This is a genomic window from Wolbachia endosymbiont of Litomosoides brasiliensis (genome assembly GCF_013366805.1).
Lineage (GTDB): Bacteria > Pseudomonadota > Alphaproteobacteria > Rickettsiales > Anaplasmataceae > Wolbachia.
In genome coordinates, this window is record NZ_WQMO01000022.1 from 1 (window position 1) to 12,221 (window position 12,221).

The 12,221-nt window shown below is 34.6% G+C and carries 8 protein-coding genes, 1 tRNA gene and 3 pseudogenes; 3 read left to right on the forward strand and 9 right to left on the reverse strand.

The window, feature by feature from the left end; translation table 11 throughout:
* Positions 1–80 precede the first annotated feature (80 nt).
* The 6 genes and pseudogenes from GO684_RS04335 to GO684_RS04360 all read right to left on the reverse strand — a co-directional run bounded on the left by GO684_RS04335 (position 81) and on the right by GO684_RS04360 (position 5,356).
* On the reverse strand, positions 81–224 hold the full coding sequence (locus GO684_RS04335) for a hypothetical protein (RefSeq protein ID WP_175939226.1): 144 nt from the start codon (positions 222–224) through the stop codon (positions 81–83).
* Between the two features lie 103 nt (positions 225–327).
* Positions 328–1,184 (reverse strand): annotated as a pseudogene (locus GO684_RS04340) (Rpn family recombination-promoting nuclease/putative transposase).
* 234 nt (positions 1,185–1,418) lie between these two features.
* A complete protein-coding gene (gene infC, locus GO684_RS04345; RefSeq protein WP_175939228.1) occupies positions 1,419–1,928 on the reverse strand; it encodes a translation initiation factor IF-3 in 510 nt (169 codons plus the stop codon).
* Between the two features lie 12 nt (positions 1,929–1,940).
* The gene (thrS, locus tag GO684_RS04350; protein WP_175939230.1) at positions 1,941–3,842 is read right to left on the reverse strand and encodes a threonine--tRNA ligase; all 1,902 of its coding nucleotides are present in this window, start codon (positions 3,840–3,842) and stop codon (positions 1,941–1,943) included.
* A gap of 141 nt (positions 3,843–3,983) precedes the next feature.
* Positions 3,984–4,466 carry an NADH-quinone oxidoreductase subunit NuoI gene (gene nuoI / locus GO684_RS04355; RefSeq protein WP_175939232.1) on the reverse strand — a complete coding sequence of 161 codons (483 nt, stop codon included), beginning with the start codon at positions 4,464–4,466 and terminating at the stop codon, positions 3,984–3,986.
* A gap of 77 nt (positions 4,467–4,543) precedes the next feature.
* A complete protein-coding gene (locus GO684_RS04360; protein ID WP_175939234.1) occupies positions 4,544–5,356 on the reverse strand; it encodes an enoyl-ACP reductase FabI in 813 nt (270 codons plus the stop codon).
* 238 nt (positions 5,357–5,594) lie between these two features.
* Between GO684_RS04360 and GO684_RS04365 the strand changes: the two genes are divergently transcribed.
* Both GO684_RS04365 and GO684_RS04370 read left to right on the forward strand, forming a co-directional pair.
* Positions 5,595–7,229, forward strand: coding sequence for a ribonuclease J (locus tag GO684_RS04365; protein WP_175939236.1), 1,635 nt, complete (start codon positions 5,595–5,597; stop codon positions 7,227–7,229).
* Between the two features lie 576 nt (positions 7,230–7,805).
* Positions 7,806–9,088 (forward strand): annotated as a pseudogene (locus GO684_RS04370) (protein TolB).
* Between the two features lie 242 nt (positions 9,089–9,330).
* On the opposite strand, the pseudogene GO684_RS04375 reads toward GO684_RS04370, so the two are convergent.
* A pseudogene (locus GO684_RS04375) lies at positions 9,331–10,251 on the reverse strand (IS630 family transposase).
* Here GO684_RS04375 and GO684_RS04380 point away from each other — a divergent pair.
* On the forward strand, positions 10,220–10,552 hold the full coding sequence (locus GO684_RS04380) for a hypothetical protein (RefSeq protein ID WP_175939224.1): 333 nt from the start codon (positions 10,220–10,222) through the stop codon (positions 10,550–10,552). The pseudogene GO684_RS04375 and the gene GO684_RS04380 overlap by 32 nt on opposite strands.
* 1,067 nt (positions 10,553–11,619) lie before the next feature.
* On the opposite strand, the gene GO684_RS04385 is transcribed toward GO684_RS04380, so the two are convergent.
* Both GO684_RS04385 and trxA read right to left on the reverse strand, forming a co-directional pair.
* Positions 11,620–11,693 (reverse strand) — tRNA-Ile (locus tag GO684_RS04385).
* A 42-nt stretch (positions 11,694–11,735) separates the two neighbouring features.
* Positions 11,736–12,059 (reverse strand): thioredoxin, encoded by a 324-nt coding sequence (gene trxA, locus GO684_RS04390; protein ID WP_175939238.1) that lies wholly within the window; start codon positions 12,057–12,059, stop codon positions 11,736–11,738.
* Between the last annotated feature and the right edge of the window lie 162 nt (positions 12,060–12,221).

A 12,221-nucleotide genomic window follows, 5' to 3' on the forward strand; every position in this document is an offset into this window, starting at 1 on the left:
CCATTGATTGTGCTAGTTGACGTAAGTCAAAAAGTTTAAAGGTACTTAAGGATATCAAAACTATATTCCTATTACCATGTTCACCCGAGTTCAATCCCATTAAAAGACTTTGGTTGTATATAAAACAAAGCATCTTGCGTAATAAAGCCTATAATACGATTGCTTTGCTTGAGAGCGCTTTGTGTTAATTTATTAGCCCTCTTTCTTGCTCTGCAATTAAACAACTCTGCGATGTCACTTATTTAACCCACTAACATGATAATTGGTATAAACTCTCTGTTTATTGAAACAAGAACCTTTGTCACTATCACTGGCTTCTACCTGATCCTACAATTCTTTAATTTTAATAATTGACAAACTCTGTTAACCTAGCAATGATAGTGATATCCATGTTGTCAACAAGCATTGCCTTTACTGCTTCAACTTTTCTTTCTTCTATATCTTTCTCTATACCTTCCTCAAGTTTCCGTTCAAGGATGGCTCTTTCTCTGTACAGATCATTATCCTTTCTTCACATGCTGTTAGACCCTTTTCATTCCAGCAAGACTCGTTTAATTCATCATATACTAATTTTATTATTGAAGCTTTTTCTGCTATCTTCTTTAAATCTTCATCTGTTGTTTCCTCTGCATACTTTAAAAAGAACACCAGCGTCTTACTATGCTTGTTAATCGGTCTACTTTATCTTTAAGAAATTTAGGTAACTCAATAAACACAAATCGAAAAATCTTGTAAGCCACATTCACTAATTTCATCATCTCTTATGGTATGGTTAGATATATAATTAGACTTATCAGGAAATAAAGTACAATTTGATATTGCAGTAAAGAAAATCTTCTTATACAATTAGCGTATCTATCAGCTTACCTTGAGTAAGCTTTGGCAGCGTAATACTAAGAGCACGTTTTTCAAAGCCCTTTTCATGAATAAACTGCATTTCGATCACAAATCCATTACCAACAGAATCCTTGCAGAGAACATCAACTATACTTTATATCTCAGAGGTAATTTCAGAATTCATAATAGTGCTAATGAAATTCTATCTCTTATATGGTATTAACTTCAGTACACCTAAGATATCGTTCAAAAAATAGTAAGAATATTCTTATTTTTTCTGTAGCAAAGATCTTCTTAAAGGTAAGGTCCAATTTTGGATCAAGAAATTTAGAAAAATCACAACAAATTAGTTTAAAAGGTATTAATAATAATGCAATATTTTTTACAAATATTCAATCTTATTTGCAGCAAATTTCAAGCTGAAAGCAGTTTTCCTTTTAATTTAAAACAAATTTTGTTTTATTAATAGATTAATAGAGAACTTAAGAAAGATAGAGCCAATTTTTGATGTCTCAAAAACTATAGAATGTAGTCGTTTGTTTAAATAAAAACTAGTCAAAGGTTTTACCTAGCAAACCCTGCTACTTGGCAGCCAGAGCTAAGAAATACTGATTTCCTTCCCGTTTAGGTGCTAATTCTATTTTAGCAATATCCTTAGTATCCCTAATTAGCCGTTCTAATTTTTCCAGCCCAACTTCGGTATTTACCAACTCTCTACCTTTAAATTTCATTGTAACTTTGATTTTATGCCCATGTATAAGAAAATCCCTCGCGTGACGCAATTTTGTTTCATAGTCATGATCACCAATATTGGGGCCTAGTTTAATCTCTTTTACAGCTAATGTTTTTTGTTTCTTTTTTGCTTCACTCGCCTTCTTTTTTGCATCGTACTTTTGCTTACTATAATTCAGTATTTTACATACTGGAGGAGTTGAATCAGGTGCAACTTCTACCAAGTCTAAACCTACATTTCGCGCAAATGTCAAAGCTCTTTCTATTGATACAACTCCAACCATTTCGCCATTATGGTCAACTAAACGCACCTCCTTGGCTGCAATGAACTCATTAATTCTGTTTTTTTTAACTTGCAAGTTTTAACTCCCTTAATTTAAATTAATACTCTTTAGTAGCAGTTTAGCAGCTTTTTCATAAGAAGAAGACTCCTGTTTGTCTGATCCTAAATTTCTCACTGACACGGTTTTGCTTGCAACTTCATTTTTACCTACAATCCATAATATAGGAACCTTGCTTAAACTATGCAAGCGTATCTTATAACTAATTTTCTCATTGGTTAAATCGGTCTTAACCCTAACACCTTGTTCTTTTAAAACGTTACTAATTTCTATGGCATAGTTGTTAGCTTCATTTGTAACAGTTAAAATAACAAGTTGTGTTGGGGCAAGCCACAGCGGAAATTTTCCCGCATAGTGCTCTATTAAAATTCCAATAAAACGTTCAAAAGTTCCAAGGATTGCCCTGTGTAACATAACAGGGTGATGCTTTTGTCCGTCTGCCCCTACATAAAAGGCTCCCAGACGTTTTGGTAAAATGAAATCAACCTGTAGCGTTCCACATTGCCAACTTCTACCTATCGCGTCTTTCAAAATAAACTCTAACTTTGGACCATAAAATGCACCTTCGCCCGGATTAAGTTCATAACTGAGCCCCGTTTTTCTAACGGCCTCAAGCAGTGCTTTTTCAGCTCTATCCCACACTTCATTATCTCCTGCTCTAATACTCGGACGATCAGAAAATTTCAAGGAAATTTTATTGAACCCAAGCTCTGAATATACTTCTTTTAAAAGATCACAAAATTTTACAGTCTCAGAATTAACTTGTTCTTCCATACAAAAAATGTGTGCATCATCTTGCGTAAAACCACACACCCGCATCAGTCCATGTAATGAACCTGAGCTTTCATTCCTATGGCACATGCCGAGTTCTGCCATACGTATCGGTAAATCACGATAGCTTCTTGTATAAGAGTTAAAAATTTGTACATGACAGGGGCAATTCATAGGTTTTATTGCTAGTTTTTTACTCTCAGGTTCGTCAATAATAAACATGTTTTCACGAAACTTATTCCAATGCCCAGATTTTTTCCATAACTCCTTGCTTACCAAGACAGGAGTTTTTACTTCAGTATAGCCATTGTTTATTAATTTTTTCCTTATGTAAGATTCGAGAACGTTATATAAAGTATATCCCTGTTCATGCCAAAAAACTTGCCCAACAGCTTCTTCCTGAATGTGAAACAAGTCCATATCCTTAGCGATTTTGCGATGGTCACGTTTTTCTGCCTCTTCTAGACGTTTAAGATAAGTGTTTAGTTCACCTTTATTTCGCCATACGGTACCATATATTCGCTGCAACATCGGACCTTTTGCATCGCCACGCCAATATGCTCCTGCGACTTTCATAAGTTTAAACGCTTTAACTCTGCCAGTTGAAGGAGAGTGTGGACCGCGACATAAGTCAACAAAATCACCTTGCCTATAAACAGTTAGACCCTCGCTCTCTGGTATGGAAGAGATGATATCAACCTTATATTTTTCACCTATACTACTAAAAAAATCAATTGCTTGCTTGCGAGTCCAAACTTCTCGAATAAATCTATGATTACTTTTTATAATTTCTTTCATTTTCTTCTCTATTGCAGCAAGATCTTCCGTAGTAAAAGCACGATCTGCAGCAAAATCGTAGTAGAACCCATCCTGAATTGTTGGACCAATAGTAACCTGAGCATTAGGAAAGAGCTCTTTTACTGCCTGAGCCATTATGTGAGCAGCATCGTGCCTTATTATATTCAAACCCTCTTCATCATTAAGTTGTATGACATCTATCTCTGTATCAGATTTAATTTCACGCGAGAGGTCATATAGTTCACCGTTTACCTTTAAGGCAATTGCTTCCTTTGAAATGTCTGGTTGTAGTATATCAAAACCAGTAACTCCACTGCTATATTCTTCTACTTTTTGTTTTGCTAAAAAAGTAATTCTAATCATGAGTGAAACTTTTACACAACAAGTGGAAATTAATATTTTCCAGCATGTGAACACATTTTTTCCCGTATCTAAGTAACAAGCACTGGAACGACATAATAGGATACCGGAATAATAGAGGTCTAATATTGTAAACTTCTAACATTAGTGATACGACATATCCTTTTTTAGTCTGAGAGCTATTGCTTCTTCCCAAATTTCACCATTACGCAATAGCTTTTCTTTATTGTACATTAGCTCCTCTCTTGTTTCTGTTGCAAACTCAAAATTAGGACCCTCGACAATTGCATCAACAGGACATGCCTCCTGGCAAAGCCCACAATATATGCACTTTGTCATATCAATATCATAACGAGTAGTACGGCGGCTACCATCTTCTCTTTCTTCTGCTTCAATAACTATTGCTTGGGCAGGGCAGATAACTTCACATAATTTACAAGCTATGCACAATTCTTCACCGTTTGAGTATCTACGCAATGCATGCTCGCCACGAAACCTTGGGCTTAGGGAACCTTTTTCCATAGGATACTTAAGCGTAACTTTCGGTTTAAACGCATATCTGAGCGTAATAATAAATCCTTTGATTAACTCTACGAATGAGCAATACCAAGCTAGTTTCTTGAGCATAAAGTACTTAAAGTTGATAACAGTAATTATAAATCATGTTACCAACTTTTAAAAGGCTTTTTTTCCATGCTAGATTTTCAATTTTGGCAGCTATTAATCATATTTGAATCAGTTACCCTCATCCCTACAACATTATACCCCGAATCAACATGTAAAATTTCTCCGGTGGTACCACTACTTAGGTCACTTAATAAATATAGCGCTGCTTTTCCAACATCCTCAAGAGTAGTGTTGCGTCTAAGAGGAGAGTTATTCTTGTTCCATTCTGATATGAAGTGAAAATCACTTATTCCAGAAGACGCTAAAGTTCTGATTGGACCAGCAGAAATGGCATTTACCCTGATGTTTTGTGGACCTAAGTCACATGCTAGATACTTTACACTTGCTTCAAGTGCCGCTTTACATAAGCCCATGACGTTGTAATTTGGCATGACTTTTTCAGCACCGTAATAAGATAAAGTAAGTAAACTGCCACCATTTGGCATCATTTTTTCAGCCCTCTGTGCTAAGGCAGTGAAAGAATAGCATGATATATTCATTGCATTTTGGAAATTGTTCAGTGAAGTATTAACATACTTACCGCTCAATTCGTTTTTGTCGGAGAATGCAATCGCATGTACTAAAAAATCAAGGGTACCCCATTTTTTTTCTATTAACTTAAAAACATTATCTATAGTTCCTTCATTTACAACATCACAATTCAGTACTGACTCCACATTTAATTCAGCTGCTATTGATGATAACCTCTCTTTTACTATTTCGTTCTGGTAAGTGACTGCAAATTCTGCGCCATGCTCTGAGAGAGCTCTTGCTATACCATACGCTATAGATCTCTTATTTGTTATTCCAGTTATTAATCCTTTTTTGCCTTGTAATAGACTTATTGCCATAGAACTATCTGTTTTTTACAATTTGGAATATTAACTAGGTAAAGTCAACTGTGTTTAAAAGTAATGTTCGGAGTCAAATTGAGTATACATCGACCTTACATTGGATATGAGTTTTGGTAAATAGAATAGCAAAAATCTTGCGGGGCCTCTTTATTCTCTTCAGGGTTATTGAAAGTAACAAACTCCTTTATTTTAAGCCAAAGTTTTGCTATCCTCACATTTTAATAACTTAAAATTAATGAATATAAACAAAAACGAATTTTTATTTCTTTCACTTGGAGGGGTAGGCAAGATTGGGATGAATGTTAGCCTGTATCACTACCAAGGTAAGTGGATTATGATTGATCTTGGTATTGGTTTTGCCGATGAAACTATGCCAGGTATTGAGTTATTAATTGCTGATGTAAGTTTTATTACTGAAAGGAAGAAAGACCTGCTTGGAATGATAATTACGCATGCACATGAAGACCACTGCGGTGCAGTGCCTTACCTATGGGAAAAGTTACAATGTCCCATATATACAACAAAGTTCACGGTTAATTTTCTTAAAGAGAAACTAAAGGAATTTCGATTAGAAGGTATGATATCTGTGAAGGAAGTGGATATAAACGGCAGTATAAATTTAAGTCCTTTTACCGTTGAATTTATAAATGTAACTCACTCAATTCCTGAAGCACATTCAATATTAGTTAGCACTGATGTAGGCAGCGCGCTTCATACTGGTGATTGGAAATTTGATCCAAAACCTATTGTTGGCTTAACCTCTAACATAAGTCGTTTAAAAGAAATTGGCGATAAAGGTAATCTGCTTGCAGCAATTTGTGATTCAACAAATGTGTTAAGCAAGCATAATCCTGAATCAGAAGGTGAAGTTTATAACAATATTTATAAGATAATAAGGCGATCTAAAAAGCTAGTTGCTGTGTCATTATTTGCTTCAAACGTGGCACGGATTGAAATGATAGGCCAAGCTGCAAGGGTGCTAGGTAGAAAAGTAGTTTTGCTTGGCAGGTCCTTATGGAGAATAGTAAGAGTTGCACAAAATAGTGGGTATTTAACTGATTCCGTTGAATTTTATGAAGCAAAAGATGTAGCAGATTTGCCAAGGGAGAGGTTATTATTAATCTGCACTGGCTGCCAAGGCGAACCAATGGCATCAACCTCAAAACTTGCTAATAAGAGTCATCATGCATTTAAAATGCAACAAGGTGATACAGTGATTTTCTCGTCAAAGATTATTCCCGGCAATGAAACTCGTGCACACGGCATATTTAATGCTTTCATTGAGATGGGAGTGGAGGTTATTACTGAAAAAACAGAACATGTTCATGCCTCTGGGCACCCAGTTAAAACAGAGCTAAGAGAAATGTATTCTTTGATAAAGCCTAAAATATCTATTCCAGTCCATGGCGAATATATTCACACACATGCACATGTAAAATTTGCTAAAGAGTGTGGTGTGGAAAAAGCAATAATGATTGCACCAGGTGATATTGTTAACTTGGAGAGCGGAGAAAAAGTTGATTCAATTGATGTTGACTATTTTGGTGTTGATGGTATGTTGCTACGGCATCCAGAGAGTAACGTTATAAGAATGCGTAGGAAGATGAGGGATGCTGGAGCTATTGTAGTAACAGCAATTGTAAACAAGAAAAATAAATTGCTGGCTAAACCAAAAGTATTTGCGCCCGGTGTTTTGGAAGTGGTAGAAGATGTAGATATCATACAAAGGATCATAAAGGCAGTTGAGTCAGCATTTAATTTGCAGTCAACAAAAAAAGTAAGAAGTAAGATTGAAAGCTCAATATTTAGTATCTTAAAGGAATATTTACTAAAAAGACCTATAATTGAGGTTCAAATAGAACAGGTGTGAAATAGACTTCTTTTATTAACCACCACTTGAGTAAGAGGTTAACAATATACTGATGTCATTTCAACATGTGAACTAGAATTCAGAAACAAAGAATTTGTGTCAAGCACACAGCTGTACACACATTGTGATTTGAGTTTGCCAGGAGTATATCATTCCAGTGTTCCTTCCTTTGTACGAACATTGTAATTTGCGGATAATTTATGTGTTAAATGGTGTCATTCTAGCACTCTCTTCTTGTCATCCCAATGCGTAGCACAGTGGAATCCAGAAAAAAGAACGATATCATCTCAGCATCCCGACACATAACCGTACGAACATTGCGATTTGCAGGTGACTTGCATGTTAGACTATATCATTCCAGTGCGTGATACCGGGATTTAGAGAGATTGACTGTAAACAAGCGCACTGCGCAACATTTTCAATAAAATTATCAAAAACTGGATTTCAGTGCTATGCACTGGAATAACACCAGAGGCTGATACGTGCTACAACACAAGAAATTCAAACAGCCGTATATCAGCCACTCTTATGACGTTATCTGTATGCAATTTACCTTCAAAAATAAACTCTCGCCGAATGATAGAGAGGAAGTCTAATGAAGTACTCATTCAGCTAATGTTACTTCTTCCGCTATTTATTCCTTATCTCACTGAAGCTGCCTTATACGTTGACGTAAGAAAGGCAGTGTTGGTAATATTAGTCTTATTGTGTCCAAATGTACATGCAAAACAAAACTGGAAAGTGAATTAAGCAAAAGTATTATAAAAATCATTGAGAAAAACTTATCAAATTGCAGTTTATTTAATGTAAAACAAGGCGTGGAAGCTGAAACCATGCCATTCAAACTTTAGGAAAACGATATATTAGTTACAGTAAGTTTAAACGAAGTATCTTGGTAATGCTTTAGAGCTAGCATTTCATTTATTTGATACTTTTACAAAAAAAGAGTTGTTCGCTAAGTCAGTTATTTTTCCTGCAAAAGGTTGGAGAAAAACTGCCCATTTTATTTCGGATACAATATATTATAGATTAGTTGGTAAAAAGGGACATTTTGACACAAAATAGCACACATTGCAGAAGAAAAAGATAGTAATTACAAGTCCATACACAAAATTGCCGTTATGAATCAAAATGGAAGCGATATAAAATACTTAACAAACGGAGATAAATTCGTGTCAATACCTATGTTTTCACCAAATGGAGAGAATATTATTTATATCTCACATTTAGATGGTAGAAGCTACATAACATTAAAGAATTTAAAAAACAATACTGAATCAATAGTTAGCATATTTGAAGGCGTTATTTCTGTTCCTAGGTCTTTTCCTAATGGCAAATCTCTTCTCATTTCTCATTCATCTGATAGTAAGACAAATATATTATCTTTAGATTTAAGCAGTAAACGTACAAAAAAAATTACTAAAAGTTCAGCTATAAGCACTTCTCCCTCTTTTTCTCCAGATCAAAAATACATGGTTCTTAGTTCTGATGTAAGTGGAAATTAGCAACTTTACATTATTGATTTTATCAAAAAAAACAAAAAACCTAAAAGAACTAGTTTTGGAAGGGAAGATACGCCACACCTAATTTGGTCGCCAAAGGGAGATTTCATAGCTAAAGGTTCAATGAGAAAAATTTTACATAGTAGTTATGAAGTCAGATGGCAAAGAAGAACATTTACTTTCTGAGGGATATAAAATCGAATCTCCAGCATGGCTGCTGAATGGCAGAGGAATTATCTTTACAAAAACAGAATCATAGAACAGTTCCAAACTGGATTTAGTAGATCTCAGAAAGAAAAACCACAAAATAATTTCCCCCCTACAAATGCCTATTTACCAGATTGGTCTTACTTTTGAACTACTGAGTTGCATACTTCCAACTACTAAGCATTAATTTATTGCTACATCAACAAGATATCCCGCTATAGCACTAGCAATTCCTGATAACACAGCTGTTGCAACTGCTCAACAATAGCAGCAATTTCAGATATAATTCCCATGACAGCCAGCGTGGCTCCTATAGCACCAAACACGGAACTATAATTATCCATCTTCTCCCTAAAAACCGTTTTTGTGGAGGGTTATGCTAACCATCATTGTTAATGAGTCAAATAAGTAACATTGCAGAGTCGTTTAATTGCGGAGTGAGAAAGAAAGGTAATAAATTTGCACAAAGTGCTCTCAAGCAAGACAATTGTATTATAGACTTTATTACGCAAAATGTTCTGTTTTATATACAACCAAAGTCTCTCAATAGGATTGAGCTCAGGTAAGTATTGTGGTAGGTATATAATCTAGATACTTTCAGATACCTTTAAATTTTTTAACTCATGTCAACTAGCACAATCTATGATAAGAAAGGCTTGTCTTGCTCTTAAATATTATGACATTTGTCCAAGAAATATATCCATACAATCAGTGTTAACATTCGGTACAAATAAGCTAGAACTTTTTCCATTTCTAGAATTAACTCACTGTAGAGATAAAAATTTTATCTACCTAATTTTACTCTAACCTATGTTCTAATACCTCTTTAAACCATTGTGTCCAACTTTCGAATGTATATTAAATTGCAATTCATCAAAGATGAATAACTCTTGTTTAGGCGCTTACCAATAGTCTAATTAAGTTTTTTTTAAACTCTTCCTGCCTACCTTTGTCTTGTTCATTGTGAATTAGGCTTGATGCAATATATGAAAACTTCATTTTTTGCATATTAAAGTGTGCTGTAGACTTACTGACATTCAAGTCAAATTTTTCCTGTATTTTTATCTTATTTCTTTAATGGTAATATTAGTTTTTGTATCCATACTTCAACTTGTTCAAGTTGGCTCTAATTCAATCTAGCTTTTCTACGACGTTAAGAAGAAGCAAACAACTTTTCTTCTCTTCCAAATTTTAAGTGTTTTATCCATGCATGCAACACATTTTTGCCATGGCTATTATACTGTACTTCTTTGCTACAATCACAGCATTTAGTTTTTCTAAATGTATGCGCTATTTCGCACTTCCTTTAGCACTTATTTTGCTAATTCCACAACTTTTCTATTCAATAGTTTTGATTTCAACACCATTTTCCCCTCGCCACTTTATTTACTTCAGCATAGCTTCTTTTCCACTATTGTCCATCCGTTCCTCGCACATTGGGAATTAATATTAGAAGATAATATAGAAGAATTTTCTACTAAATTAGTATTTGCAGTAAATCAACTTAATGAAATAGAACTAGCAGAGCTCATTAAAAATAAGCTAGGTGAAGAACTTAATAACATTAATAGGCGGAACGTTTACACTCGTTTCAAGGAAGAAACTCTAAACTAAAGAAACAAGGGAAACGTTTCCTAATACGCAAAGGTAGAGGAGAGTTTTTTAAAAAAGTAAAACAAGAAATTGCAAATCCTGATATCTTATCTACTACATATGAAATGGCTGTACTACTCAATTTCCAGGGAAAATATAAAGATCATCAAAACACTTTGAAGAGTGTGGTTGCATAAAAAACTCGGAAGATAGTTTTGCTTCTTATCACGTTCTCAACCCAATATATAGGATGGCCATAGCATTAAGTTGCTGAGAAAAGTATGAGGAAGTGTTAGCAAAGTTTAAAAGGCGCTAAAAGAAAGAAAAAAACCCTGGGAAAGTGACCACCATGACACTTCATCTACTATGTATGAAATTGCTGTGGCATTTAGCTATCAGGGAAAATGTGAAGAGGTATTAAAATACTCTAAAGAGAGATCATATAAGAAAAAACACTCAAATAACAATTTGATTTTCCTCCGTTGTATCACAAATACGACTTACAGTATGGCTGTCACATTAAGTCATTAAGGAAAGTATAAGAAGGCACTAAAAAAATTTCAAGGGCGCTGAAGGTAAAAGAAGGAATCTTAGGCAATGATCATTGTGACAATGTAGAGATAAAGCGCATGATAGTTAAGATCAAAGCTAAACTGCTGTGCAACTTATAGATATTATTCTAATGACAGAATATGTTAAAATACACACATGAATAAATCAGAAAAGCCTATTTGGACTAGTATAACTATACACAACTGTAATGTAGATTTTGTTCAAAAAACATTGAAATAAGCGCCCAGACGTTATCTTTCATATCAAACAATTATTTCACTGAATTATGATTGAGTGATTGATTCTTTTTAAGAACACTAAAAAAATGTGCTTTAACTTTCTCATTAATGCTAAAATTATGACTTTCTGAAACTTTTCCTTACTAGCGGAAGTTGATAAAATTTTTAAAAGTGAAGATTATGTCTTTTACTCACTATAGCTAGCATGCAAAGAGCTTTTTGAACAAGCTTAGATTCTGTTGAAATACTCAGCCCTTGTACCTGCCTAGCGCAGAATGAATATACTCTTATAACAGGTGGGACTGGTAGGTCTCGAACCTACGACCAATTCGTTATGAGCGAACTGCTCTAACCAACTGAGCTACAATCCCCTTCATTAACATTTATAATATACGCGAAAACAGAGTTGTCTATCAGTTTATTTTATCATCAACCCAACTTGACAAATCATTTATAGTACCAACTTTGCGTGCAACTTCTTTACCGTCTTGAAATATGATTAATGTAGGTATAGATTGAATCCCACATTTACCTGGCACCTCAGTTCCTTCATCTATATTGAACTTGCAGACTTTGATCTTATCTTCTTTATCTTTAGCCAACTGCTCAACACGCGGCATTAAACTTTTACACGGTCTACACCACTCTGCCCAAAAGTCTACCAGTACGAATCCTTTATAATCAGTAACCTCAGACTTAAAATTTTGATCATTTACTGATGTAATACCGTCACTCATAAAACACTCCATCTAATTCACAAAATATAGCATATAAATCAGCAATTAATCAACTAAATTCTTATACCAATTCCCACCACACAAGAACCGGATAGGCAATAATGGAAAAGAAGCCATACCGAAGTAAGTAAAATAGCGAGGTTTAAATAGAGTTGAAATCAA